Below are 24,594 nucleotides of genomic sequence, written 5' to 3' on the forward strand. Positions count from 1 at the left end.
TTTGGCGTGCCTCAGTTGCTCGGCGTGAGGACCGTAAAACCTTGCGCCTTGAAGAGGTCGCCTGCCTTGGCGGATTGCAGGCACTTTAGGAATGCCGACGCATGCTTGTGCTTCGAATCCGCGATCTGGGCAACCGGGTAGACGATCGGCGGGTGCGAATCCTGCGGGAAGGTGCCGATCACCTTGACGCCGGGCTCGGCATGCGCGTCGGTGGCGTAGACGATGCCGAGTGCTGCTTCGCCTAATGACACCAGCTTGAGCGCTGCGCGTACATTCTCGGCCTGTGCCAACTTGCCTTCGATCGAGGACCAGACGCCGAGCGATTCTAGCGCCGCCTTGCCATATTTGCCGGCCGGCACCGCCTTGAAATCGCCCATGGCAAGTCTGCCGTCACCGATCAGCCCGGCAAGATCAAAACCCTTTTCGATCTTGGTTTCGACCGTCGAATTCTTCGGCGCCACCAGCACGATCTGGTTGCCGAGCAACTTCACTTCGGAACCCGGCTTGGTCAGCTTCTTGTCGGACAGATAGTTCATCCAGTCGCGATCGGCCGAGACGAAGACGTCGGCCGGCGCGCCGCCCTCGATCTGCTTGGCCAATGCGGAGCTTGCCGCATAGGAAATGGTCGCCGCCTCGCCGACATCGGCGGCGCAGGCGGTGTTCACTGCATCCAGTGCGTTCTTCATGCTTGCGGCGGCAAAGACGATCAGCCTGTCATCGGCATGGGCAACCGGCATGGCGGCGATCAATATCGCAAGACCGCCAATGGCGGCCGCCTTCAATCCGAAACCCTTGCGCACCAGCATGAAACTCTCCCGGAGCTTGAAATCCGATCGGCGCGACCCTGCCAGTCGATATATCCGCCTGAATATAACAAGGGAAGGCTTTTTGCCTGACTTAGCCCAATAGCCCGCCGACGGCACTGCATGACACCGCCACCGCTCGCGGGCGGACGACACAGCACCGGCGAGCAATTTGAGACAAAGCAAAAAGCCCGATGTTGCGGCTCACACCGCGATGGGCGCCTTGATCGTCGCATCGGCGAGGTAGTTTTCCAGCCGGAAATCTTCGAAGCGGAAGGCAAAAAAGTCCTTCACCTCCGGATTGATCCATAGCGTCGGCAGCGCCTTGGGCGTGCGCTGCAACTGTTCGCGCGCCTGCTCGAAATGGTTTGCATAAAGATGCGCATCGCCCAGCGTATGGACGAAATCGCCGGGCTTCAGCCCCGTGACCTGCGCCACCATCATGGTGAGCAGCGCATAGGAAGCGATGTTGAACGGCACGCCGAGAAAGATATCGGCGGAACGCTGGTAGAGCTGGCAGGAGAGCCTGCCTTCCGAGACATAGAACTGGAACAGGCAATGACAGGGTGGCAGCGCCATGGCTTCCACTTCGGCCGGGTTCCACGCCGAAACGATCAGCCGTCGGGAATTAGGATTCTTGCGTATCTCCTTCAAGAGATTGGCAATCTGGTCGATGGCGCCGCCATGGCCGTCCGGCCAGGAGCGCCATTGCTTGCCGTAGACCGGGCCGAGGTCGCCATTCTCGTCGGCCCATTCGTCCCAGATCGAGACGCCGTGGTCGTTGAGATATTTGATATTGGTGTCGCCGGCCAGGAACCACAGAAGTTCATGCACGATCGACTTCAGGTGAAGCTTCTTGGTGGTGGTGACCGGAAAGCCGCGCGCGAGGTCGAAGCGCATCTGGTAGCCGAACACCGAGCGCGTTCCGGTGCCGGTGCGGTCACCGCGATCGGCGCCGTTTTCCAGCACGTGCTTCAAGAGGTCGAGATATTGGCGCATCGGCGATTCGGGGGCTCGATTCGGGTTAGGCAATCATAACCGACTGGCTGCCGGCCGAATATGTCAAAACGGCACCAGAGTCGCTTTCTCTTACCGCTCGTTTGCGCCGCCCCTCATTGCCCTGCCGGGCAATTCTCCCCGTATAGTGACGGGGAGAAAGAGCTGCCCGCGTCAGCATCCGCAAATTGACATGCGATCCTCAGAGGCTGGCGAGCTTGCCCAGCTCCTTGGCAACCAGGTAATAAAAGGTCACCCGGCTCTTGGTGTTATCGGCCTCCATCGCCTTGCAGGTCTTTTCGATGGCGGCGCCCGCCTTGCTGCCGTCGTCGACGCCAAGCTTTTTGGCAACCCAGCTGGCCTTGACGCGACCAAGTTCGTCGGGATCCGTGCAGGAGACCAGCGAGGAATCACGATTCCTGAGCGCAATGCCCAAATGCTTCACGATCTTGGCGACCGCGTCGGCATCCGCCGCGGCGTCGTACTTCTTCACGTCTGCGAGATAATCGGCCATCAAATTTTCCCCTCGTCGGCGCCACGAGATCCAGTCGATGAGGGTTGTGGCGCGCTGCCGCAAAATGTGCGCTAGTCGGTAACTCCTCACCGCCGCAAAGCTTCGGTTGAGAGCGTTGACAAGTCAAGCCTTTGGCGATGCTGTTTGAGACAGCGGACAAAGCATCATTGAGGCCTTTCATTTTTCACGATCGGTCCCTATATCTGTTTCGTCGGCTCGACCGACTATGGCGATAAACAGGCGATGAAATAAGCCGTTCGGACCCGGGGGCGGTACCCGGCGCCTCCACCAAAAACCGCTCTGCGAAGAGCGGCTTTTGCTGGGGGCGAAATAGGATCGACGAAGGTGTAAAGATCGTACTTTTGCCCGGCATTGTACCACCGTTATCGGGCTGAACTTATAGTTGCCAACGACAACTATGCGGAAGCACGTCTCGCCGCGTAAGCGGTGCGACAGCTTCAAATCAAGCCCTAGTGGTTCGCACTTCTAGGCGGGGTTCGGAGGTACCTGGCAACAGAAACCTCCACTTCTCCTGCTTCGATTCCAACTTTCCCTCCGATCCCCATCTCACCTCGATACTGTGACGGCAGCAGGCTTGCTGGCCGCGCGGCCGCGCCCAGACGCGAAAAAGGCCGGGACTGACCCGGCCTTTTTCATTGCTCTCACTGGAAAGCATCTATTCTGCCGGCGCTTCGACAACCTGCCGTCCGCGGCCGAGCGTCACCTTGGCCAGCGTGAACGAGATCACCGCGCAAAGCATGATGCCGGCCACCATAGGCAGCGGCGTGCCGTCGAAGAACACCCCGGCGATGCCCATGGCGACCGCGCCGATGGCGAAGTGCAGGGTGCCCATCAGTGCCGAGGCCGTGCCGGCGATCGCGCCATGCTCCTCCATGGCCAGCACCGAAGTCGCAGGGATCACCAGGCCGAGGAACCCGTAGCCGACGAACAGCAGCGCCGCCATGACGTCGAGCCGATCGACGCCGGACGCCATCACCGCGAACAGCACCACCATCGTCGTCGCATAGCCGACCACCGCGACGCGCACCACCGGCCTCAGCCCGAACCTTTCGGACAGCGTTCCCGTCAATTGCGACATGCCGATGAAGGCGACCGCGTTGATCGAGAAGAACACGCTGTAGACCGACGGCGACAGCCCGTAGTGTTCTATCAGGATGAAGGAGGAGCTCGACAGATAGACGAAGAAGCTCGCCAGCCCGAAGCCGCCGATGGCCGCCAGGCCAAGGAAGTTGCGGTCGCCGATCAGGAAGCGATAGGCCGACAGCGCGGTGCCGAACGAACTGCCTGCACGCGCCTCGACCGGCCGCGTCTCCTTCAGCGAGGTCGCCAGCAGGATGGTGGCGAGCACCGCCCCACCGGTCACCGTCCAGAACACGGCACGCCAGCCGAAATTCTCGATAATGACGCTGCCGGTCAGCGGCGCCAGGATCGGCGACACCGAAAACACCAGCATCAGGAGCGACATCAGCTTGGCAGCTTCGGTGCCGGTGTGCAGGTCACGCACGATGGCGCGCGGCACCGCCATGCCTGCACTGGCGCCGAGCCCTTGCAGGAAACGGAAGGCGATCAGCCATTCGACCGAGGGCGCCAGCGCCGAGCCGATGCCGCCGACCATGAACAGGGCGAGGCCGCCATAGAGCGGCAGCTTGCGCCCGACCATGTCGGAGATCGGTCCGACGACGATCTGGCCAAAACCCATGGACAGAAAGAAGATCAGCAAGCTCATCTGCACGGCTGCGGTGCTGGCCTGCAGATCTGCGCCGATCGAAGGCAGCGCCGGAAGATACATGTCGATGGCGAACGGACCGATGGCCGACAACAGGCCGAGCACAACCGCGATGCGGAGGAATTGGGGATTCATGATAGCGGGCTTCTTTCAATCTGGTTTGCCGACCGGCGTGTAATCCTGGGACGTCCCATCCCGTGGAATTCCTGCAGGGGGAATTCCTCTAAATCTAAGTCCATAAATTTAGACACTCTTGTCTAATTCGTCAATCACCTATATATAGTTTTCATGAAGCACGACGTTTCTCCTGACAGCATCCCGCCACGCGGCCATGAGGCAAAGCGCGCCTCGATCATGGACGCTGCCGGCGAGGTGTTCTGCCGCGAAAGCTTCGCCGGCGCCAATATCGACATGATTGCCGCCGAGGCCGGCGTGTCGCGCCAGACGATCTACAATCACCATGGCGACAAGGAGAAACTCTTCGTCGCCATCGTCCGCGACCTCACCGAGCGCTGCAATGCCGGCATCTTCGCCACCATTTCAACCTTTCCCGACCAGCCGAAGGATCTCGAGGCCGATCTGATCGCCTTCGCCGTGCGCATGACCCGCAACTGTATCTGCAGCCGCGACGGAAAGTTCCTGCGCAAGCTGATCCAGACCGAGGGCGAGCGCTATCCCGAGCTGTTTGCCGAATGGCGCGAACTGGGACCGGGCAGGACATGGCCGGCGATCGCCGCCCGTTTCGCCCGCCTCGCCCATGCCGGTTTCCTCGACATCGAGGACCCCGATGTCGCGGCGCGCCAGTTCCAGGCCCTCGCCAATGCCGAATTGCAGACGACCTTCATGCTCGGCGGCACGCCGACCGATGATGAAGTGCTGCAATCCGCGACACATGGCGTGCGCACCTTCCTGCGCGCCTTCGCCAAGCGGCAGCCGGCGGCCGATGCGCAAAAGCACAGCGCGCTCGCTGGCGCCTAAGCGATAAAATCTGAGGCATGCCCTCTCGCATCTGTGCTGCCGGCATGTATATCCGGTTTACGCCGCGCTCAAGCTTGATTACAGCTATGCGGACGATTCAACGGAACCCGACAGCGACATGGCCGACGACCACATTCGCTACGACATTCTGGCCCAGGAGGCACTGCGCGGCGTCATGCGCAAGGTCCTGGCCGAAGTCGCGCGCACCGGCCTCCCCGGCAACCATCATTTCTTCATCACTTTCCTGACCGGCGCCCCCGGCGTGCGCGTGTCTTCCCGCTTGCGGGAGCGCTATCCCGAACAGATGACCATCGTCATCCAGTTCCAGTATTGGGACCTGAAGGTGACCGACACCGGCTTCGAGGTCGGGCTGTCTTTCTCCGACGTGCCGGAAAAGCTGGAAATCCCGTTCTCGGCCGTGCGCGGCTTTTACGACCCGTCCGTCAATTTCGAGCTCGAATTCGACGTGAAGACGGAAACCTCGGCAGAAGGAGAATTGACCGGCAAGCCCGCTTCCGAACCGCTGGCGGTCGTCGCCGAGAAAAAGCCCGAGAAGAAGAAGACCGCTGAGGCCGAAAAGAAGCCGGCCGCAGCCGACGCCGCCGCCAAGGGCGCCGAAGTGGTATCGCTCGACGCCTTCCGCAAGAAGTGATCCGACGGGCCGCGCGACATGGCCGACATCGTCAACCTCCGCCAGGCCCGCAAGCAGAAGGCACGAGCCGAGCAGGAGCGCCTGGCCGAACAGAACCGGGCGCTGTACGGCCGCTCCAAGGCCGACCGGGAGCGTGACCGTTCGATCGCCGACAAGGCAGAAAGGTTTGTCGCCGGCCATCGCCGCGAAACCTCGGGCGATGCGGATTGCCCTGAAGTCAGACCGAAAAATGCGGCGGGGTTTTCGGACAAGTCCGATGCCTGAAGTGAAATGAGTCAGGTCCGGTGAGCCCGGTCGAGAAACGCTCGGTGACCATACGCGGCCATCGCACCAGCTATTCGCTCGAAAAGCCGTTTTTCGACGATCTCGTCGCCATCGCCGCCGCACGCAAACTGACTCTCGCCGCCCTCGTCGCCGAAATCGACGAGGCCCGGCCGCGCGATGCCAACCTGTCCTCGGCGCTCAGGCTCTACGTCCTGGATTGGGCGAAGCGAGGGATGAAACCGGTCTAGCCCGGATGGTTAGCTAGGGGCTATCCGCCGCCGAGCGACTTCAGCAGATTGTCGATCGACGAGGGTTCAAGCGTGGGTTTTGGCGCGGATCCTGATGGCGGCGGGTTGTCATTGGTCGGCGGCTGACGCGCCCGCTCGATTTTCTGCGCCTGCTCGGCGGCGGCCCTGCGCTCGGCGTCGAGCCTTGCCTTTTGTTCCGCAGCGATCCGCCTCGCCTCTTCCGCCCGCCTCGCCTCTTCCGCTTTCCGACGTCGCTGTTCCTCGGCCTTCGCCGCCTCGTCCGCCGCTTTTTGCGCCGCCTTGGCTCTCGCTTCGGCATCCGCCTTAGCCTTGGCCTCGGCTTCAGCCTTCGCCTGCGCCTCGGCTTCGGCTTTAGCCTCGGCTTCAGCCCTCGCCTGCGCATCCGCCTTGGCCTTCGCCTCCGCTTCGGCTTTAGCCTTTGCCTCGGCTTCGGCTTTCGCCCTGGCATCTGCCTCGGCTTTCAGCCGCGCCGCCTCCTGCTGCTTGCGCAATTCTTCGGCTGCCCTGTCGCGCTCGGCTTGCAGGGCCGCGTAGTAACGCACCTCGCGCCGCAACCGCTGCTTTTCAAGCAGCGCTGCCTGCATCGCCTCGACCCGCTGCTGCTCCTTTTCCAGCGCGCGCTGGGTCAGGAACTGCGCCAGCGGCTCACTGTCGAACCGCCGCTTCGCGGCGCCGAACGGCCCGTCAACGCTGAAATTCACGGTCGGATCGGAGCCGACCAGCGCTTCGTCGCCCGGCTGATAAGTGATCGAACCAATGGCAGCGACCATGCTGGCCTTCAGGTCCGCCATGATGTCGGCCGACAGCGTCGCCGCCGGATTTTCAAGATTGACCGGCGGCGCCCTCAGCGTGCCACCAGCGATTGTGAAGGCGATGTCGGCATCCCCAGCCGGAAAACTGCCGTCCGCGGCGATCTGCGGCGCGAAGCCGGCGGTCTTGGCCGCGTCGATATCGCGCCCAATGGCGTCGGCCTTGGCGATGAAGGCGCCAAAGGCGGCGGGATTGACGCCGGCAATGGTCAAGCCTTTCAGCGCCGCCGTGCCGGAACCGGACAACGCCGCAACCATCGCATCGACCGATTTGCCACTGGTCGAGAGCGCCGCCGAGAAATCGCCGGCTCCGCTGATGCCAGTCTCTGGCAGCACGGTGGCCAGATCGGCGCCGGCAAGTTTCAGCTGGCCGGAGAAAAACCCGGTGCCGTCATTGTTCTTCAGCTCGAACAGTCCGGAAAGCGCGCCGCCGGCGAACTTTGCCTTGAGGTCCGAAACGCGGATGCCTTCGTGGTCGAGCTTCAGCGAAAGCGCCGCGTCATAGGCCGTGGCCAACGGGCCGGCGACCAGCGACGCCGTGGTCAACTCGAGTTCGGCGGTGAACGGCAGGATGGGTTTCTGGCTGAATGGGGCGGCCGGCCAAGCCTTGCCGGAGCCCAGAAAGGCCTGGTCGCCAAACACTGCCACCGCCATCGGGTCGAGATCCAGATCATCGAGCGCCAGCGCGCCGGCAAGATGCGGCAGCCCGTCGGCGACGCCGACATTGAGGTCGCCGGAAACCGCAGCCTCGTTGATGGCGCCGCTGAGGCTGGACAGCACCAGACGGCCGTTGCCGAAGTCGGCGTCGGCCGCAAGCCAAGTCGACATGCCTGTCCCCAGGCCCGGCAGTCCGACGCCTGTCGTCATCAGCCACGGCTCGATATCGGCGGCTTCCAGGCTGATCTTGCCCTTGGCGGTGGCGCCTTGTGGCGCGCTGGCGATCGTCCCGTCGAAACCGGCTTTGAAATCGTCGCCGGTCAGGTTGAAGCTCGTCGCCATGCCGCCGCCAAGCGTGCCTTTCGCCGAAACATCAGTAGTCGCCTCGCCAAGCATGCCGAGCGGCAGCGCCGGCAGGCCGTAAAGCGCCAGAAGCGCGGTGGCGTCGGTATTCCTGGCGTTGAAGGTCAACGACACCGGCGCCTCGAGAAGCCGATCGGCCAGTCCTTTGCCGGACAGCGATGCTGAAAACGCCGAGCCGCCTGCCCTGCCTTGCGCGCTGACCGCCAGTCCCGTCGTGCCGTCGCCATTGGCGGCGGCACTTGTCACCAGATCGATGCGCGCATTCTGCAACAGCTCGGGATATGCGGCGACACGCCCCGCCAGCCCTTTCAGCACGGCATTGTCGGGATAGTGCTTCGCCGCGACATCGACCAACGGCTTGAGATCGACGGCGACCACCGAGGCATCGAGCTTGCCGGTCGGGCTCGCTGGGAAATCCTTGATCCGGCCGGTGGCGCTGATCGAGGCGCCGGCAAGTCCGCCGACCGAGAGCCGGTCGATTTCAAGCAGCCCGTCGCGCAGCCTGAGCGCCGTATCGACCGTATCGGCGGTCAGTCCGCCGGCGCTGACCGGCCCGGCCTTGATCTGGAAATCGAGGTCGCGGTCGGAAAATCGGTTGGCGCCCTTGTCACTGATGAAGATCGAGGCGAAGGCGGCGAGCCCGTCGACGTCGAGCTCGCCGCCGTCGAGCCGCATCAGCACCGACGGCCTGGCGTCTTCGCCCTGGCTGGAATCGATGCGGCCGGAAAATTTCGCCTTGCCGAGAACGAGTTCGAGGTCGCTGAAGGCCTGGCGGTTCCCGGACAGGTCGACCTTGGCCTTGAAGCCGGCGGCCGGAAGCCGGCGGATCGCCTCGTCGACATCCTTCGACAGCCAGGCGGCGAAGCCGGAAGGCTGCCCCACGGCCAGAAGCAGCGAACCGCTGAAGCCGAACTGATCCTCGAGACTGAGCATGCCGTTTGCTTCCAGCCTGGCGCGGCCCGGGAGCGTCGCGCCCAGCGACTTCACCGACCAGCCGGCATCGGCCGGCTCGGCCGAAAGGCGCACGTCACGAACCGTCGTGTCGCCGGCCACCACCGCCGGCAGCTTCACCTCGACGGTGCCCGGTATGGTCGGCTTGGGCAGGGCGAGCAGCGCCTGCTCCAACGCCGCGACGCGCTCGGACAGCGTCAGTCCGGTCGCGGCGCCGACGGCTTCATCGAACTGCACCTGAGCGCCATCGGCCTCGATTGAAAAGCGAGGGTTCGGCCCAAGGTCGACGGCAGCCTTGCCGTCGGCGGTGTAGGGATTGTCGAGTGGCCCGGTCTCGAAGCGGAATTCGTCGACGCCAAGCTTCCGGTGGTCTAGCGAGAACTTGCCGTTCAATCTGAACCCCGGTTCCGGCTTGCCGGCGCTGGCCTTCTCACCGTCGGTGCCGTCAAGCTGCGGCAAACGCTTGTCGGCGCCATTCCTGTCAGAGCTTGTGACCCTAAACTGGCCCGAATAGATCGCGGCCCCATCGACAATGCCGGCATTGCCATCCGCTTCGATGACCAGCGGATAGGCGTCTGGATCGGCCTTGAGCCTGAGCCGCAACTGTCCGTCGCCACTGGCCTTGCCGGTGGAGACGACGACCGTGCTGCGCAGGCCGTCGAGCCGCAGCGAACCATCCATCCGCCAGGGTCCGGCCAGCGATCTGGCAGAGATTGTCGAATTGATCTCGGAAAGACGATGGCTGCGGCCGCCGGCGGCATGGCGCAGCGCGATCTCTCCGTCGGTCACCGTCAGCTTCTCGATCGAGATCTGGCTGGGATCGTAGGGCGAGGACGGGCGTATCGCCCAGTCGACCGTGCCGTCGGCGGCAATGTCGATCGTCGCCTTCGGCCGCACCAGCCGCATGTCGAAGATCAGCACCTCGCCGCTCAGGAAGGGCGCCAGTTCGGCATCCATCGAAAAGGTCTCGACGGTCATTGCCGGCCGGCCGCCGGGGCCGCCGGCGACAGTGACATTCGAGAAGGTCACGGAGGGAAACGGCAGCAATTTCGCCGTTGCATCGCCCTGAACGGTGACCTTGCGGCCCAGAATGGCGCTCGCCTCGCGCTCGAAATCGGCCCGGTAGCCCGTCCAGTCGATAAAATACGGCACCACCAGCGCCGCACACAGCACCAGCACGAAAAAGCCACCGAAGAACACGAACAAACGTGCGAGCATCAACCCCCAAGCAGTCGATTGAAAATCAGCCGCACTCTACCCGCATCAGCGTGTCGATAAAGAGGCAAATCGATCGCCCCAAGAGCAAAAGACTTTAGTCGGTCGGCAGTATCTTCCCAGGGTTCATTATGTTCTGTGGATCAAGCGCCTGCTTGATCGTGCGCATGATGTCGACGCTGTGGCCGAGTTCATGGCGCAGGAAGCCGATCTTGCCTTGTCCGATGCCGTGCTCGCCGGTGCAGGTTCCATCCATGCCGATCGCCCGCATGTTCAGCCGCGCGACAAACTCTTCCGTCTGCTTGATTTCCTTCGGATCGTCCGCGTCCATCAGCACCAGCACATGGAAATTGCCGTCACCGGCATGGCCGACAATCGGCGCGATCAGCCCCATCTCGGCGATGTCGGCTTCGGTTTGCGTGACGCATTCGGCAAAGCGCGAGATCGGCACGCAGACGTCGGTCGACAGCCCCTTGGCGCCCGGCCGCAGCGTCAGCGACGACCAATAGGCGTCGTGCCTGGCCTTCCACAGCTTCGTCCGCTCCTCGGCGACACTGGTCCACAGGAATGGTCCGCCGCCATATTCTTCGGCGATCGTGCCGAAGGTTTCGGCCTGCTCGGCAACGCCGGCATCACTGCCATGGAATTCGACGAACAGGCACGGGCTTTCGGGATAGTCGAGTTTCGAATAGCTCTTCATCGCCCGCATCTGCAGCGCATTGACCAGTTCGATGCGCGCCACCGGAATGCCCATCTGGATTGTCGCGATCACCGCATTGCAGGCCGCCTCGACGCTGGGAAACGGACAGACGCCGCCGGAAATCGCCTGCGGAATGCCCTGCAGCTTAAGCGTCAGCTGGGTGATGATGCCGAGCGTGCCTTCGGAGCCGATCAGGAGCCGCGTCAGATCGTAGCCGGCCGAGCTCTTTTTTGCGCGCTTGCCGGTCGTCACCGTTTCGCCGTCGGCCATTACCGCCGTCAGCGACAACACATTCTCGCGCATCGTGCCGTAGCGCACCGCATTGGTGCCCGACGCCCGCGTCGCCGCCATGCCGCCGAGCGACGCATTGGCGCCCGGATCGATCGGAAAGAACAGGCCGGTGTCGCGCAGGTGCCGGTTGAGATCCTCGCGCGTCACACCGGGCTCAACCGTGCAATCGAGATCCTGCGGGTTGACCGCGAGGATGCGGTTCATCCGCGACGTATCGACAGAAATGCCGCCACCCGGCGCGTTGGTGTGGCCCTCCAGCGAAGAGCCGACGCCGAAGGCGATCACCGGCACGCGGTGCGCGGCGCAGGCCGACACGATCTCCTGCACCTCCGGTGTCGTCTCTGGAAACGCCACGCCATCCGGCGCCTGGGTTGGAATGTAGGTGATGGTATGCGCGTGCTGGGTGCGGATCGCCTGGCCGGTCTGGAACCGTTCGCCGAGCCGCTGCTTGAGGATGCCGAGCACCGCGGCGATGCCTTCTTCGTTGCGCTCGACCGGATTGAGGTCGCTCAGAGCCATCTATTCCTCCGCGAATGGACCAGCGTCCACCCTTGTTATGGACTTATGGATGCCTATCGCATCGGCCCGAAAATCGAAATCGATTTTCGGAAAGCACGATGCGAAGATTCAATGTGCTAGAGCGTACTTTGTGCGTCCAATTGGACGCACGTCGCTCTAGTCTCCCCGACCACGTCCTGTCCAGCCAGAAGGAAGTTTTCGATGTCCACCGCCGCCCCCTTCGCCTCTGCTCCCATGGCCATCGAAAAAGACTGGATCGACTATAACGGCCATCTCAACATGGCCTATTACAACGTGCTGTTCGACCGCTGTTCCGACGAAGCGTTCGAAATGATGGGGATGGGGCCGGACTATGCGAAGCAGCGCCGGCTGACCATCTACACGGCGGAAGTCCATGTCTGCTATATCAGGGAGCTACATCTCGACCACAAGGTCGATGTCTCGTTCCAACTCCTCGACCATGACGACAAGCGGCTGAGAGCCTACCAGGAAATCCGCCATGTCGACGGCTGGCTCGCTGCCACGTCCGAATCATTGTCGCTGCATGTCGATATGTCCGGACCGAAGGTGGCGCCCTTCCCGGCCGATGTCCTGGCCAAGGTCGAAGTCATGCGCGCCGCCCATGCGGCGCTGCCGATGCCTGAGCGCGCCGGCCGTTCGATCGGTATTCGTCGCAAGACGCTTGAGCCGCAGTCAGACCGCCGTTAACCTTACCAAGGTTTTAACGTGAACAAGCCGAATTGAGGCGTTGAACGACTCAGCCGGGTGTTCGAAAACCGTCCGCATTGCGATACTGGCGGCGGGGGCTGAAGCGGTTCGGGGAAATTGCATGAAAACCGATATCAAGGTCGAGGCGGACAAGCTGGCGGCCGATCCACGCATCAGCGACTACGATTTCTGGCGATCGCTGAAGAACCTCAACTACGAAATTTTTACCATCGCCAACAACAACGAGCCGATCCCTTTCGCCATGATCCGCTGGCGCGCCATCCTGAAGCAAGCGCGGATAAAGCGCGGCCACGCCTGACCGGTGCGGAAAGAAATACTTTCCGGTTGCCCCGCCCCGCTTGCCTTCCAACGTCGGTCGTTGGCGAAAGCCGAAGCGAAGTCCGCTCTCCCCCTTGCGGTGGAGATCGGCAGCTTTGCCAATGGTGCCTTGCTGACAAATGCTCACTCGCCCTTCAGCATCACGGCGGCTGCTTCACTGCCGCCAGCGGCGAACGCGCCACCACCGGCGACGACTGGATGATTGCGGTGTTGGTCATCGCAAACGGAATGATGCGGTCGATCACCCGTTCGAGTTCGGCCACCGAACCGACATGCGCCAGCGCGATGAAACAGTCCTCGCCGGTCACCCGATCGCACTGGGCGATTTCCGGCAAGTCGCGGATGATCTCGGCGACCGCAGCCAACTGCCCGGGCACCGGCCTGATCCGCAGCCATGCCGACAGCTTCATGCCGAGCGCGGCCGGGTTGATCCGAACAGTGTAGGCCTCGATCACGCCGCTCTCGTGCAGCCGCTTGATGCGTTCGGCCACGCTCGGCGCCGACAGGCCGACCGAGCGCGCCAGTTCAGCGGTGCTGGTGCGCGCATCCTTTTCCAGCAGGCGCAGGATTTTCAGATCCGCCGCATCCAGATCAACATTTTCGTTTCGAAGGCGTTTCAGGAAAAACTCATTTGTTTAGGAGAACAAATTATCTCTTTGGCCTGGCCGTTACCCATATAAACAGGTAAAATTGCCTGCGATAATGATCCTATGGACGATCAAGCGCAAGCCCCAGCTGCTATCCCTGCCCTCGCCGGCCCTGTCTTTGGCAGGCTGGCGACATCGCTGCCGCCGCATGTCTGGTTCGGTGTCAGCGCTGTGTTTCATTATCTCGGGCCGGCTTTCGCCGTGCTGCTTTTCCCGCATGTCGGCGTGCTCGGCATGGCCTGGCTGCGCATCGTCACGGCCGCCCTTGTCTTCGCGCCGCTAACCCGGCCGTGGACGGCCTTCGCCCGCGCCGACAGGCCGACATTGCTGCTGCTTCTCGGTTTTGGCGCCTGCCTCGGCGTGATGAATTGCTCCTTCTACCTGGCACTCGACCGCTTGCCGATCTCGCTGGTCGCGGCGATCGAATTCGTCGGCACCATCGGCGTTGCGCTGGTCGGCGTCAGAAGCCCGCGCAACCTCGCAGCGCTTGCCGTCGCCGTCACCGGCACCTTGCTGCTGATCGACGTCAAATGGTCAAGCGACCCGATTGGCCTGTTCTGGGCCTTCCTCAACGGCGCGCTGTTCGTCGGCTACATCGTGCTTGGCCATCGCGTTTCCCGCGCCGGCGCTGGCGAGGGCATCGCCGGCCTGGGCGCTGCCATGGCGGTCGCCTTCCTCATCGTGCTGCCGATCGGCTTCACCGATGCGCTGCCGGCTTTCTCGGCGCCGCCACTGCTCATCGCCGCCATCGGCGTCGGCATCTGCTCCTCGGTCATCCCCTATATCTGCGACCAGCTTGCCATGTCGCGGCTGCCGCGACCGAGCTTCGCGCTGATGCTGTCGTTGCTGCCGGTCACCGCCACGCTGATCGGCGTCATTGTGCTCCGCCAGATACCCAGCCCAACCGATTGCATCGGCATCGCGCTGGTGGTGGCCGGCGTCGCTTTTCACAAACCGGCAAATGCCTGATCAGGCAAGCTTCTCCTTGAGAAAGGCGATCGTCCGGCCCCAGGCGAGGTCCGCCGCGTTCTTGTCGTAGCGAGCCGCCGACGTGTTATTGTTGAAGGCATGATTGGCGCCTTCATAGACATGGATCGTGTACTCGACTTCGGCTGCATCGAGCTCCTTCCTGAAGGCGTCGATACCGGCATTGATGCGGGTGTCGAGCCCGGCATAATGCAGCAGCAGCGCCGCCTTGATCTTCGGCACATCCTCGGCCTTCGGCTGCATGCCGTAATAGGCGACAGCGGCAGCCAGATCCGGCGCATTGGCAGCCAGTGTGTTCACCGTGGCGCCGCCCCAGCAGAAGCCGACCGCGCCGACCTTGCCGTTGCCATCCTCGCTGCCCCTAAGGAAAGCGACCGTTGCGACCGCATTGGCAGTGGTTTGCGCCGGATCGAGCTTGGAAAACTGCTCGCGCGCCTTGTCTTCGTCGGCCGGCGTGCCGCCGAGCGGCGACAGGAAATCCGGGGCGAGCGCCACGAAGCCTTCCAGCGCCACGCGCCGCGCCACATCGCGTATATGCGGGTTGAGCCCCCTGTTCTCATGCACGACGATGACGGTGCCGAGCTTGCCGGACTGGCCAGCCGGCTTGACCAGATAGCCTTTCATCTCGCCACCGCTGCCGGGATAGCTGATGTCCTCGCCCGTCACGCGTGAATCGTCCTCGGCAACTATCGCCGCCCGGGCTGAATTCGCCGCCAGCAGCGGCGCGATTGCGGCGGCCGCCGCACCTGATCCGGCAAGCCTGGTCAATTGTTCCATGAAGCGCCGCCGGTCGAGCGTCAGATGCGTGTATTCGTCATACGCGTCGATCATAGCCTGGGTAATGGCGGGTCTGTTGACGGCGGGGTTGGCAGGGCTCGGTTTTGTCATGGCGCTCTCCTCGGCTTCGGGAACATGTCCGCCGCGCAAGATAGGGTAGAAGCCCGCACGGTCCAGTCACGGATCGGTGAGGCGCTGCTGACGCGAGCACAGGTCCGCCAGACCGGCGGCTGGTCCAGGATGACACCGTTCGACTGGTGCGCTGTCCCACTTGCTCCGACCCGCCGTGCCTGTCGAGCAGGCCGGCGCTATGGCTGGCGTGCCATAGGATTTGCAACTCCCCCGGCTGGACAGAGAACAAAACGGAGACACTTCTGGCCTTTCGCTGCCGAATCACTACATTCGGGGGAGATGTCCGGCTTTTCGGAAGATATGCCCTTTTTTGATGAACCGAACGCGCGGCCCGTGGCCCCGTCGGGCATTGCTGCGCGCGCCATGGCTGCCCGCAGCGGCCATGCCAATGCGCCCGATTATCTGAACGGGCTCAACCCCGAGCAGCGGCTGGCGGTGGAAACCACCGAGGGTCCGGTGCTGGTGCTGGCCGGCGCCGGCACAGGCAAGACGCGCGTGCTGACCACCCGCATCGCTCACATCCTCGCCACCGGCAAGGCCTTCCCGTCGCAGATCCTCGCCGTCACCTTCACCAACAAGGCGGCGCGCGAGATGAAGCAGCGCATCGGCCTGCTGATCGGCGAAGGCAATGTCGAGGGCATGCCGTGGCTCGGCACCTTCCACTCGATTGGAGTGAAGCTGCTGCGCCGCCACGCCGAACTTGCCGGGCTCAGATCCGACTTCACCATTCTCGACACCGACGACGTCGTGCGCCTGATCAAGCAGCTCATCCAGGCCGAAGGACTGGACGACAAACGCTGGCCGGCCAAGCAGTTCGCCCAGATGATCGACGGCTGGAAGAACAAGGGGCTTGGCCCCGCCGAGATTGCCGAGGGCGACGCCCGCGCCTTCGCCAACGGCAAGGGGCGCGAACTCTACAAGGCTTATCAGGAGCGGCTGAAGACGCTGAACGCCTGCGACTTCGGCGATCTCCTGTGCCACCCGATCCGTATCTTCCGCGCCAATCCGGACGTGCTGAAGGAATACCACAAGCGCTTCCGCTACATCCTCGTCGACGAGTACCAGGACACCAACACCGCCCAATACATGTGGCTGCGGCTGCTGGCGCAGCGGCCGGATGCCGGACGAGCTTCAACATCAACAGGTTTGCAAACGGCCGAAGGCCGCAAGCCCGACCGGGCGTCCGAGCCCTTGCGAGGCCCCTCCCGCGACGCCGAAGGCGCGCAAAAAAGGGGGGTCGGGCCCGCGCCGGCAGGCGCGGAACAGCCCGTGAGCGAAAATAAAGTCAACATTTGCTGCGTCGGCGACGACGACCAGTCGATCTATGGCTGGCGCGGGGCCGAAGTCGACAACATCCTGCGCTTCGACAAGGATTTCCCCGGCGCCACGATCATCCGGCTGGAACGCAACTACCGCTCCACCGCGCACATCCTCGGCACCGCCTCCCACCTCATCGCCCACAATGAAAGCCGCTTCGGCAAGACGCTGTTCACCGAAAAGATCGCCGAGGACGACGAGAAGGTGCATGTCCATGCCGCCTGGGATTCCGAGGAAGAGGCCCGCGCCGTTGGCGAAACCATCGAGGCCTACCAGCGGCAGAAGCACAATCTCAACGATATGGCCATTCTTGTCCGCGCGTCCTTCCAGATGCGCGAGTTCGAGGACCGCTTCGTCACCCTTGGCCTCAACTACCGCGTCATCGGCGGCCCGCGCTTTTACGAGCGCCTCGAAATCCGCGACGCCCTCGCCTTCTTCCGCGTCGTCGCGCAAGGCGCAGACGACCTCGCCTTCGAGCGCATTGTCAACGTGCCGAAGCGCGGGCTGGGCGAAGCCACCATCCGCCAGATCCACGACACCGCCAGGGCGCTGCGCATCCCGATGCTGGAGGCTGCAGAAAAACTCGCTGAGAGCGACGAGCTGAAGCCAAAGCCGCGCGCAGCGCTGCGCGAAGTCGCCGCCAATTTCGAGCGCTGGCAGAAGGCGCTGGAGACCACGCCGCACACCGAGCTGGCCGAGACCATCCTGGAGGAGAGCGGCTACACCGACATGTGGAAGAACGACCGCTCGGTAGAAGCGCCCGGCCGGCTGGAAAACCTCAAGGAACTGATCCGCTCCATGGAGGAGTACGAATCGCTGCGCTCCTTCCTCGAACATGTAGCGCTGGTGATGGACGCCGAGCAGAACGCCGAGCTCGACGCCGTCAACATCATGACGCTGCATTCGGCCAAGGGCCTCGAATTCGAGACGGTTTTTCTGCCCGGCTGGGAGGAAGGACTGTTCCCGCATCAGCGCGCGCTCGACGAGGGCGGCCGCTCCGGGCTGGAGGAAGAGCGGCGGCTGGCCTATGTCGGGCTGACCCGCGCCAAGAAGAACCTGCATTTGTGGTTCGTCTCCAACCGCCGCATCCACGGCCTGTGGCAATCGACGATCCCGTCGCGCTTCCTCGATGAATTGCCGGAAGCCCATGTCGAGGTCGCCGAGAGCGGCAACTCCTATGGCGGCTACGGCAATGCCTATGGCGGCGGCTCCTTCGCCTCCGGACGGGGCGGCCAGGCGGCAGGACGGCAGAATCCTTACGGCGCTTCGCGCTTCGACAATGTCGGCGCAGAAAAATCCGGCGCCTTCTCCAGCGCCTATGCAACGCCGGGCTGGCAGCGCGCGCAGCAGAACCGCACCGAGGCGACCGACCGCAACTGGGGCTCGCGCTCCGGCCACCAGGTCGAGCGCATCGGCTATGGCGAGACCGACAGTGGCTATGGCGCCGGCCGCACCTCGATCAAGGGCCGCACCATCGACGGCGAGCTGGTCGCCAAATCCGTCGCCGACACGCCATCCCCCTTCAATGTCGGCGACCGCGTCTTCCACCAGAAATTCGGCAACGGCAACATTTCGGCCATCGACGGCAACAAGCTGACCATCGACTTCGACAAGGCCGGCCAGAAACGCGTGCTGGACGGGTTTGTTACCGGGGTTTGAGCGTCCCTCTCACCGATACCGCGCCTGGTTCCATTTGTGGCCGAGCAGCGACAGGATGATGATCAGCCCGTTGAAGAACTGGACATAGAAGCCGCTCAGGCCTGCCGCGACGACGCCGGTCTGGATGAATGACACGGTGACGGCGCCGATGGCGCCGCCGACCACGGTGCCGACGCCGCCCCAGGTCGGCGTGCCGCCAACGAACACCGATGCCAGCACCGGCAGCAAATAGCCGTCGCCAGCCGTCGGCCACCAGGTGAAGTTGATCATCACCGAGAAGGTGCCGGCGATCGCCGCCCCGATGCCGACGAAGACGAATACTTTCACCCGCACGCGCTTGACGTCGATGCCCATCTGCTGGGCGCTGTCGGGATTGTCGCCGACCACCTTCACCTGCGCGCCGAAACGATGCCTGTTGTAGAGCAGCGCCGACAGCACGACAAAGCCAATGGCCCAGAAGATCTGCACCGGGATGCCGTAAAGCTGGCTGGAGAAGATCTTGTAGGCCCAGCTGTCGGCAAGGCTGGTCAGCGCCGTCGACCTGCCTTCGTTGATGATCTGGATCAGGCCGCGCAGCAGGAAGTTCATGCCGAGCGTGGCGATCAGCGACGACAGCCCGCCATAGACGACCAGCGACCCGACAAGGAAGCCGAGCAACGTGCCCGTTGCAATGGCGGCGGCAATACCGAGAAACGGGTCGTAGCCGGCCTGCACGACCAGCGCGAACACCCATGAGGCAAAACCCATCGTCGCCGGAAACGACAGGTCGATCTCGCCGCAGGTGACGACGAAGACCAGCGGCACCACCACGAACAGCGCAACCGGCAGCGTGGTGAGCACGGAACTGTAGAGATACCAGGTGGTGAAGACGGTCGGGTTGGCGATCATGAACACCGTCATCATCACCACGAACACCGCAAGCGTGCCAAGTGCGGCGCGGTTGTCGAGGATGAAGCCGCGCATCCAGTGATCGGATGGGTGTTTCCACTCTTTCCGGGGATTGCCGGGACGGGAGATGCCTGCGGACGGCTCTTGCAGATCGGGCTCCATCGTCTTGCTCATCGTGCTCTCTGCTCCGGGTCGCCGGCGTCGTGCAGTCCCGGCAATCCACCCGGATGCGCGACGTCTTCCATGAAGTTGATGAGGTCTTCGGCCGACTTGACCTGGCTGCGGTCGGCGGTGAGCGCCACCTTGCCGCGGTCCAGCACGACGAAACGATCGGCGATGTCGAAGACGTGGTGGATGTTGTGGCCGATGAACAGGATCGACCGTCCGCTCGCCCGCACCTGGCGCACGAAATGGAAGACCTTGGCGGTCTCGGTCAGCGACAGCGCCGTCGTCGGCTCGTCGAGGATGATCAGGTCGGCCTGCTTGTAGATTGCCCGGGCGATCGCCACGCCCTGGCGTTCGCCGCCGGAAAGCTGGCCGACGATCGATTGCGGCGTGAACACTTTCGAGGTGAAGCCGATCTCGCGCATCAGCCGGCTCGCCTCCTCGATTTCCTTGTTGACCTTCAGCCAGCCGAGAAAGCCGGTGAGTTCGCGGCCCATGAAGATGTTGCGCACGATCGTCTGCTGCACGGCCAGCGCCCGGTCCTGGAATACCGTCTCGATGCCGGCGTCGCGCGAGCGCGCGGCGCTCCAGCCGGTCACCGGCTGGCCGCGGATGAGGATCTCGCCGCTGGTCGGTTTGACCACGCCGGAGAGGATCTTGATCAGCGTCGACTTGCCGGCGCCGTTGTCGCCGATCAGGCCGACCACCTCGCCGCGGTCGACGCTGAGATTGACCCCACCCAGCGCATAGACCTGACCGTAGGACTTGCTGATGTCGCGCAGCTCTATAAGGCGTTCTGCCATGGCGATCCTCACTTGGTTCCGGCTGCGGTCGGAAGACCGGCAGCCGTGTCAAAAGGTCAGCGCAGCGCCTGCTTGGCGAGTTCGGCGACGATCTCGTAATTGTCAGGCGTGACGAAGCCGGCGCCGGTGTCGACATTCATTGGCGCCAGGCCCAGCACCACCTGCTGGCAGAGGCTGAGGATCGGCAGATAACCCTGCAGGAACGGCTGCTGGTCGGCCGTCAGCTGGACCCAGCCGCCCTTGAAGCCCTCGACGATCTGCGGGCTGGTGTCGAAGCCGAAATTGAAGATATCGCCAGCCTTCCTGCCCGCCGCCTGCATGTAGGTCGGGACGTTGCCCAGCATCTGTCCGCCGGGATAGCCAACCGCCTTGACATCGGGATTGTTTAGGAGTGCTGCGGTAATCACCGGAATGGCCAGATTAGGGTCGGAAGCCCATTCGCCGCTCGGCGGCGAGGAGAGCTGGATGACCTCGACGCCCGCCTCTTTCAGGGCGGCGACCGTGCCGCGCTCGCGCGCGCCGCGGCTCTCGTTCTCGAACGGGCCGATCATGATCGCCTTGTCGCCGGCCTTGAGCCCGGCCAGCTTGAACGCCTCGGCGCCGAGCGCGCGGCCCTGCTCTTCCTGCTGGGCGCCGACATAGCCGCCGCCGAACGCTGCCGTGACCTTCGGCACCGGCACGTTCTGGTACATCATCCTGATGCCGTCCTTGTGCGCCTGTTCGGCCAGCGGCATGATCGAAGCATCGCCTGGGTGGCCCATCATGGCGATGCCGCCGGGCTTGACCGCGACGGCCTCGCGCAATTGCTGCACCATCTTCTCGACATCCCACTGGGAGAAGATGTAGTCGACCTTCGGCCCAAGATCGGCCTCGGCCTGCTTGGCGCCATTGTAGACGATGGTGCCGAAGGCATCGCCCTCGGCGCCGCCGACGAAGAAGCGGATGTGGACGTCCTTGCACCACTGGGCATCGAGCGCCTGGGCAGGCAAGGTGGAGATTGCGGCGGCGAGCGCCGTGGCGGCCGCCATGACGGTCGAGCGCAGAACTGTCCTTCTCATCGTGATGCTCATGCACTTATCCTCCCTTTGTTCCCTCGCAAGCCGAGGGGTCTTCGACGAATGCTTCGGCTTCTCGCCGCAATGCTTCGCTGGCCGGCTCCCTGTTTGATGCATGTCGTTGTCGCAAAACCGCTGCACACCCTTGGGTCAGGCCCGAGGGCATGCTTTTGCGCGACATGCATTAGCCTCACGCCGGGTTCGGCAGATACGTCGCACCTCCCCGGCATTGCTTGAGGTAGTCCAGCGCCCGAACTTGCCCTGTAATCTCAAGGTCGCCGCGATAGACCGGGTCGTGCCAGCCTTCGATGTCGATGGCGCCCCTGTATCCGGCCAGCCGCAATTCGCTGATCACCCGCGTCCAGTCGCTGTCGCCGAAGCCAGGCGTGCGCATTTGCACGAACGGCAGCCGGCCGAACACGCCATGCTCGCGGATCACGTCCCAGCGCACCGTCGCGTCCTTGCCGTGGACATGAAAAATGCGCGGCGCCCATTTGCGGATCTGCGGGATCGGATCGATCAGGTAGACGAGCTGGTGGCAGGGCTCCCATTCCAGGCCGAGATTGTCATCGGGCAATTCATTGAACATCAGCTCCCAGGCGTCCGGATTATGGGCGATGTTCCAGTCTCCATCGGCCCAGTTGCCGTCCATCGCGCAATTCTCGAAGGCGATGCGCACGCCCTTGTCGGCGGCGCGCCGGGCCAGTGGTCCCCAGACCTCGCGGAAGCGCGGCAGGCTGTCGGGCAGCGGCTTGCCGCGGAGGCGGCCGGTGAAGCCGCTGACCATCGCGGTGCCGAACAGATGCGCATGGTCGATGGCCGTTTCCCAGGCATCAAGCACGCCGCGATCGACATCGCCGCTTTCCAGCGGATTGCCGAAGACGCCGAGCGAGGAGACGACGACGTCGGCGTCGCCGATCGCCTCGCGGATCTGGCCGGCCAGCCGTGGAATATCCTTGCCGCCCAGCGTCTGCCAGAAGAAGGGCTGGATGCTTTCGAAGCCGAGCGGCAGGATCGCCTTGATATAGGCGGCCGGGTCATCGAGATTGGCCCGCACCATGGTGCCGATCCTGATGTCGAGAAGCGGGTTTGGCATCGTCACCCTTCCTGTGCGATCGCGACCCGGCGCCCGGTTTCGGCGCTTTCGATCGCGGCAAAGACCATGGCCAGGCTCTTGATGTTGTCGGCGCCGCGCGTCTCCGGCTCGCTGCCGGTTTCGACGGCGCGAACAAAATCCTGGATGATGCCGAGATGGCCGCCGATGCGGTCATTGGGATCGAGCGGCGGCACGGCGAGCGGCTCTGTGCGATCGAACAGGCCTTCACGGATAGGCCGCGCGACTTCCGCCCTCAGCCCATCCTCACCGTCCCAGACCAGGCTGCCGTGCTCGGCGACGATGCGCCATGTGCTCTCCCAACTGGTGCGGAACCCGTCGGCGCACCAGGAGCCGGCATAGGTGAACAGCTTGCCGCGGCCGAGCTCGAAGATTGCGGTGGCCGACGATCCCTGCCGGTACCAGGAATTGACCGGCTCCCATTCCTGGCAGTAGACGCTGGCCGGCGCGCCGCCGACCATGTAGCGGGCGGCGTCGAAAGTATGGATCGCCATGTCGAGCAGCAGGACATGGCGCATCTCCTCGCGAAACCCGCCGAAATGCGGCGCGACGAAGAATTCGGCGTGGATGCTGGTTGGCGCACCGATGGCGCCGGAATCGAGAAAACGCCTGATGCGCCTGACGTTGGCGACATAGCGGCGGTTCTGGACGACGGCGTGCACGCGCCTGGCGCGTCGGGCTGCCTCGACGATGGCGCGCGCGTTCTCCGGGCTGTCAGCCAGCGGCTTCTCCGTCAGGAGGTGACAGTGATGCGCAAAGGCCGAAAGCGCGACATCGCGCCGAGCCGCCGGAACCACGACGTCGAACACAGCGTCGGGCTTGGTCTGGTCGAGCACGGCGTCAAGATTGGTCCCGGCAATGGCGCCGGCAAGCTCGTATTCGCGCGCCCTTGCCTTCGCCCTGTCGGCGTCGAGGTCGACAAGGCCGACAATAGCCAACCCGTCGATCTGCCTCGCCGCATCGAGCCAGTGCTTGCTCATCGCTCCGCAGCCGACCAGGACGACATTCATCATCCAGCGCTCCTCCTCCGCTCGGCCCCTCCAGACCGATCGTCACGGCATTCACGGCATGACCGTAAACGTTTTTCCGTAAACGTTTACGAGAACACACCGGAAGGCGTAGAATGTCAATTGGCCGCTCGCGAAAATCACCTAGATCACCTTGGCCTGAAGAGCGGCCGATGATAGCCAGGCAAGGGGGAGAACTGTCCTTTGGCGTCCAGCATCCACGACCTTGCGCGTCACCTGAACATTTCGATCGGCACCGTGTCGCGCGCGCTCAACGGCCGTGCCGACGTCAATGCCGACACCCGCCAGCGCGTGCTCGATGCGGCGGCAAAGCTGAACTATTCGCCGAACCAGTCCGGCCGCAGCCTGCGTCGCGGCGCCACCCACTCGATCGCCTTCATGCTGCAGCCGCACCCGGGCGACCAGCAATATGGCGAGCCGTTCTTCATTCCATTCCTGACCGGGCTGCAGGCGAAACTCGCCGAAAGCGGGCTCGATCTGATCGTGGTGATGGGCGCGCCGGGCGACTACCAGCAGGAGCGCCTGCGCCGGGTGGTCGAGACGCGCCGGGCCGACGCCGTGGTGCTGGCCTATACGCGTCGCGAGGACGAGCGCATCGATTACCTGACCAGGGTCGGATTCCCGTTCGCGACGCTCGGCCGCAGCCGCTCCGGCGGCAAGACCTATCCGTCGCTCGACCTCGATTTCGAAAAAGCCGGGGCCGACGCGGTCGACCGCCTGGTGGCGCGCGGCCATCGCCGCATCGCCGCCATTCGCCCGTCCCTCAACCTCAATTTCGGCTATCTGTTCCTGGCCGGCTATCGCAAGGCCTTGCGGCGGCACGGCATCGAGGTCGACCCCGGGCTGATCGCGAAAGGCTTCATCAATGAAGCCGGCGGCGACGCGGTGACGCCGCAGGTCATGCGCTCCAAGGACCCGCCGACCGCCATCATCTTCAACAATGACGCGATGGCACTCGGCGGCTGCAAGGCGCTGGCCGAGATGGGCATCAAGCCGGGCCACGACATTGCGGTGATCGTCATCGTCGACACGCCGCTCTGCCGCTATTTTTCACCGGCACTGACCGCCTTCCGCCCTCGCCTGGAGCCGATGGGACGGCGGCTTGCCGAAATGTTGCTGGCGTCGATCCCGGCCTTCGCCGGCCCCGAAGGCGCGCGGATCATCCGTGAGGTCTGGCCGCTGGAACTGATCGCGCGCGACAGCGATTGATGATGGCCAGCCTTCCCTCCAGCCACGTCGATCGCCTA

22 protein-coding genes and 1 other RNA gene are annotated in these 24,594 nt (G+C 63.8%); 10 read left to right on the top strand and 13 right to left on the bottom strand.

What is annotated here, in order from left to right; all coding sequences use genetic code 11:
• Positions 1 to 11: 11 nt before the first annotated feature.
• The 3 genes from modA to AC0L28_RS14595 form a co-directional block, all read right to left on the bottom strand.
• Positions 12 to 806 carry a molybdate ABC transporter substrate-binding protein gene (gene modA, locus AC0L28_RS14585; RefSeq protein ID WP_473478225.1) on the bottom strand — a complete coding sequence of 265 codons (795 nt, stop codon included), beginning with the start codon at positions 804 to 806 and terminating at the stop codon, positions 12 to 14.
• A 201-nt stretch (positions 807 to 1,007) separates the two neighbouring features.
• Positions 1,008 to 1,802, bottom strand: a complete 795-nt coding sequence (locus AC0L28_RS14590; RefSeq protein WP_023798784.1) for a thymidylate synthase — start codon at positions 1,800 to 1,802, stop codon at positions 1,008 to 1,010.
• A gap of 199 nt (positions 1,803 to 2,001) precedes the next feature.
• On the bottom strand, positions 2,002 to 2,313 hold the full coding sequence (locus AC0L28_RS14595; RefSeq protein WP_473478228.1) for a DUF2853 family protein: 312 nt from the start codon (positions 2,311 to 2,313) through the stop codon (positions 2,002 to 2,004).
• A gap of 171 nt (positions 2,314 to 2,484) precedes the next feature.
• Between AC0L28_RS14595 and ssrA the strand changes: the two genes are divergently transcribed.
• Positions 2,485 to 2,841: a transfer-messenger RNA gene (ssrA, locus tag AC0L28_RS14600) on the top strand.
• Between the two features lie 148 nt (positions 2,842 to 2,989).
• Here the strand turns inward: ssrA and AC0L28_RS14605 are convergent.
• The gene (locus tag AC0L28_RS14605; RefSeq protein ID WP_287228234.1) at positions 2,990 to 4,195 is read right to left on the bottom strand and encodes a multidrug effflux MFS transporter; all 1,206 of its coding nucleotides are present in this window, start codon (positions 4,193 to 4,195) and stop codon (positions 2,990 to 2,992) included.
• A gap of 153 nt (positions 4,196 to 4,348) precedes the next feature.
• Here AC0L28_RS14605 and AC0L28_RS14610 point away from each other — a divergent pair, with 153 nt between their 5' ends.
• From AC0L28_RS14610 to AC0L28_RS14625, 4 genes are all read left to right on the top strand, one after another.
• Positions 4,349 to 5,038 carry a TetR/AcrR family transcriptional regulator gene (locus AC0L28_RS14610; RefSeq protein WP_023798781.1) on the top strand — a complete coding sequence of 230 codons (690 nt, stop codon included), beginning with the start codon at positions 4,349 to 4,351 and terminating at the stop codon, positions 5,036 to 5,038.
• 118 nt (positions 5,039 to 5,156) lie between these two features.
• A complete protein-coding gene (locus tag AC0L28_RS14615; RefSeq protein WP_023798780.1) occupies positions 5,157 to 5,690 on the top strand; it encodes an SspB family protein in 534 nt (177 codons plus the stop codon).
• Between the two features lie 18 nt (positions 5,691 to 5,708).
• Complete coding sequence (locus AC0L28_RS14620; protein ID WP_023798779.1) at positions 5,709 to 5,954, top strand: DUF4169 family protein; 246 nt, start codon at positions 5,709 to 5,711, stop codon at positions 5,952 to 5,954.
• 20 nt (positions 5,955 to 5,974) lie between these two features.
• Positions 5,975 to 6,202, top strand: a complete 228-nt coding sequence (locus AC0L28_RS14625; protein WP_023798778.1) for a ribbon-helix-helix domain-containing protein — start codon at positions 5,975 to 5,977, stop codon at positions 6,200 to 6,202.
• A gap of 20 nt (positions 6,203 to 6,222) precedes the next feature.
• Here AC0L28_RS14625 and AC0L28_RS14630 read toward each other — a convergent pair whose 3' ends face one another.
• Complete coding sequence (locus AC0L28_RS14630) at positions 6,223 to 10,221, bottom strand: AsmA family protein (protein WP_473478231.1); 3,999 nt, start codon at positions 10,219 to 10,221, stop codon at positions 6,223 to 6,225.
• Between the two features lie 94 nt (positions 10,222 to 10,315).
• Entirely contained in the window at positions 10,316 to 11,728 is a 1,413-nt protein-coding gene (locus AC0L28_RS14635) for an FAD-binding oxidoreductase (RefSeq protein ID WP_473478234.1), read from the bottom strand.
• 201 nt (positions 11,729 to 11,929) lie between these two features.
• On the opposite strand from AC0L28_RS14635, the gene AC0L28_RS14640 reads away from it, so the two are divergent.
• Both AC0L28_RS14640 and AC0L28_RS14645 read left to right on the top strand, forming a co-directional pair.
• Positions 11,930 to 12,436 carry a thioesterase family protein gene (locus tag AC0L28_RS14640; RefSeq protein WP_287282163.1) on the top strand — a complete coding sequence of 169 codons (507 nt, stop codon included), beginning with the start codon at positions 11,930 to 11,932 and terminating at the stop codon, positions 12,434 to 12,436.
• Positions 12,437 to 12,557: 121 nt separating this feature from the next.
• Positions 12,558 to 12,755 carry a hypothetical protein gene (locus tag AC0L28_RS14645; RefSeq protein ID WP_287173462.1) on the top strand — a complete coding sequence of 66 codons (198 nt, stop codon included), beginning with the start codon at positions 12,558 to 12,560 and terminating at the stop codon, positions 12,753 to 12,755.
• Between the two features lie 160 nt (positions 12,756 to 12,915).
• Here the strand turns inward: AC0L28_RS14645 and AC0L28_RS14650 are convergent, their stop codons facing one another.
• On the bottom strand, positions 12,916 to 13,395 hold the full coding sequence (locus tag AC0L28_RS14650; protein WP_023798773.1) for an Lrp/AsnC family transcriptional regulator: 480 nt from the start codon (positions 13,393 to 13,395) through the stop codon (positions 12,916 to 12,918).
• Positions 13,396 to 13,485: 90 nt separating this feature from the next.
• Here AC0L28_RS14650 and AC0L28_RS14655 point away from each other — a divergent pair, with 90 nt between their 5' ends.
• Positions 13,486 to 14,391: an EamA family transporter gene (locus AC0L28_RS14655; protein WP_023798772.1), complete on the top strand. Its 906-nt coding sequence runs from the start codon at positions 13,486 to 13,488 to the stop codon at positions 14,389 to 14,391.
• Here the strand turns inward: AC0L28_RS14655 and AC0L28_RS14660 are convergent, their stop codons facing one another.
• On the bottom strand, positions 14,392 to 15,297 hold the full coding sequence (locus tag AC0L28_RS14660; RefSeq protein WP_023798771.1) for a dienelactone hydrolase family protein: 906 nt from the start codon (positions 15,295 to 15,297) through the stop codon (positions 14,392 to 14,394).
• Positions 15,298 to 15,597: 300 nt separating this feature from the next.
• On the opposite strand from AC0L28_RS14660, the gene AC0L28_RS14665 reads away from it, so the two are divergent.
• Positions 15,598 to 18,294 carry an ATP-dependent helicase gene (locus tag AC0L28_RS14665; RefSeq protein ID WP_023798770.1) on the top strand — a complete coding sequence of 899 codons (2,697 nt, stop codon included), beginning with the start codon at positions 15,598 to 15,600 and terminating at the stop codon, positions 18,292 to 18,294.
• Positions 18,295 to 18,303: 9 nt separating this feature from the next.
• Here the strand turns inward: AC0L28_RS14665 and AC0L28_RS14670 are convergent, their stop codons facing one another.
• The 5 genes from AC0L28_RS14670 to AC0L28_RS14690 all read right to left on the bottom strand — a co-directional run bounded on the left by AC0L28_RS14670 (position 18,304) and on the right by AC0L28_RS14690 (position 23,332).
• Positions 18,304 to 19,356, bottom strand: coding sequence for an ABC transporter permease (locus AC0L28_RS14670; protein ID WP_128167121.1), 1,053 nt, complete (start codon positions 19,354 to 19,356; stop codon positions 18,304 to 18,306).
• Positions 19,353 to 20,150 (bottom strand): ATP-binding cassette domain-containing protein, encoded by a 798-nt coding sequence (locus tag AC0L28_RS14675; RefSeq protein ID WP_077383235.1) that lies wholly within the window; start codon positions 20,148 to 20,150, stop codon positions 19,353 to 19,355. The genes AC0L28_RS14670 and AC0L28_RS14675 overlap by 4 nt, the downstream gene beginning before the upstream one ends.
• A 56-nt stretch (positions 20,151 to 20,206) precedes the next feature.
• A complete protein-coding gene (locus AC0L28_RS14680; protein ID WP_027153760.1) occupies positions 20,207 to 21,220 on the bottom strand; it encodes a substrate-binding domain-containing protein in 1,014 nt (337 codons plus the stop codon).
• Between the two features lie 175 nt (positions 21,221 to 21,395).
• Entirely contained in the window at positions 21,396 to 22,301 is a 906-nt protein-coding gene (locus AC0L28_RS14685) for a sugar phosphate isomerase/epimerase family protein (protein ID WP_287173470.1), read from the bottom strand.
• 2 nt (positions 22,302 to 22,303) lie between these two features.
• Positions 22,304 to 23,332 (bottom strand): Gfo/Idh/MocA family protein, encoded by a 1,029-nt coding sequence (locus AC0L28_RS14690; RefSeq protein WP_287173472.1) that lies wholly within the window; start codon positions 23,330 to 23,332, stop codon positions 22,304 to 22,306.
• A 198-nt stretch (positions 23,333 to 23,530) separates the two neighbouring features.
• Here AC0L28_RS14690 and AC0L28_RS14695 point away from each other — a divergent pair, with 198 nt between their 5' ends.
• Positions 23,531 to 24,556: a LacI family DNA-binding transcriptional regulator gene (locus AC0L28_RS14695; RefSeq protein WP_128167132.1), complete on the top strand. Its 1,026-nt coding sequence runs from the start codon at positions 23,531 to 23,533 to the stop codon at positions 24,554 to 24,556.
• Positions 24,557 to 24,594 lie beyond the last annotated feature (38 nt).

The organism is Mesorhizobium sp. WSM4847, assembly GCF_055811335.1.

Excerpts from the sequence above, each read along its gene's own strand:
- AC0L28_RS14660 (WP_023798771.1), bottom strand. The coding sequence starts at position 15,297 with ATGACAAAACCGAGCCCTGCCAACCCCGCCGTCAACAGACCCGCCATT.
- AC0L28_RS14670 (WP_128167121.1), bottom strand. The coding sequence starts at position 19,356 with ATGAGCAAGACGATGGAGCCCGATCTGCAAGAGCCGTCCGCAGGCATC.
- AC0L28_RS14690 (WP_287173472.1), bottom strand. The coding sequence starts at position 23,332 with ATGATGAATGTCGTCCTGGTCGGCTGCGGAGCGATGAGCAAGCACTGG.
- AC0L28_RS14645 (WP_287173462.1), top strand. The coding sequence starts at position 12,558 with ATGAAAACCGATATCAAGGTCGAGGCGGACAAGCTGGCGGCCGATCCA.
- AC0L28_RS14605 (WP_287228234.1), bottom strand. The coding sequence starts at position 4,195 with ATGAATCCCCAATTCCTCCGCATCGCGGTTGTGCTCGGCCTGTTGTCG.
- AC0L28_RS14665 (WP_023798770.1), top strand. The coding sequence starts at position 15,598 with ATGTCCGGCTTTTCGGAAGATATGCCCTTTTTTGATGAACCGAACGCG.
- AC0L28_RS14680 (WP_027153760.1), bottom strand. The coding sequence starts at position 21,220 with ATGAGCATCACGATGAGAAGGACAGTTCTGCGCTCGACCGTCATGGCG.
- AC0L28_RS14685 (WP_287173470.1), bottom strand. The coding sequence starts at position 22,301 with ATGCCAAACCCGCTTCTCGACATCAGGATCGGCACCATGGTGCGGGCC.
- AC0L28_RS14620 (WP_023798779.1), top strand. The coding sequence starts at position 5,709 with ATGGCCGACATCGTCAACCTCCGCCAGGCCCGCAAGCAGAAGGCACGA.
- AC0L28_RS14675 (WP_077383235.1), bottom strand. The coding sequence starts at position 20,150 with ATGGCAGAACGCCTTATAGAGCTGCGCGACATCAGCAAGTCCTACGGT.
- AC0L28_RS14630 (WP_473478231.1), bottom strand. The coding sequence starts at position 10,221 with ATGCTCGCACGTTTGTTCGTGTTCTTCGGTGGCTTTTTCGTGCTGGTG.
- AC0L28_RS14655 (WP_023798772.1), top strand. The coding sequence starts at position 13,486 with ATGGACGATCAAGCGCAAGCCCCAGCTGCTATCCCTGCCCTCGCCGGC.
- AC0L28_RS14635 (WP_473478234.1), bottom strand. The coding sequence starts at position 11,728 with ATGGCTCTGAGCGACCTCAATCCGGTCGAGCGCAACGAAGAAGGCATC.
- AC0L28_RS14595 (WP_473478228.1), bottom strand. The coding sequence starts at position 2,313 with ATGGCCGATTATCTCGCAGACGTGAAGAAGTACGACGCCGCGGCGGAT.
- AC0L28_RS14640 (WP_287282163.1), top strand. The coding sequence starts at position 11,930 with ATGTCCACCGCCGCCCCCTTCGCCTCTGCTCCCATGGCCATCGAAAAA.
- AC0L28_RS14615 (WP_023798780.1), top strand. The coding sequence starts at position 5,157 with ATGGCCGACGACCACATTCGCTACGACATTCTGGCCCAGGAGGCACTG.
- AC0L28_RS14610 (WP_023798781.1), top strand. The coding sequence starts at position 4,349 with ATGAAGCACGACGTTTCTCCTGACAGCATCCCGCCACGCGGCCATGAG.
- modA (WP_473478225.1), bottom strand. The coding sequence starts at position 806 with ATGCTGGTGCGCAAGGGTTTCGGATTGAAGGCGGCCGCCATTGGCGGT.
- AC0L28_RS14590 (WP_023798784.1), bottom strand. The coding sequence starts at position 1,802 with ATGCGCCAATATCTCGACCTCTTGAAGCACGTGCTGGAAAACGGCGCC.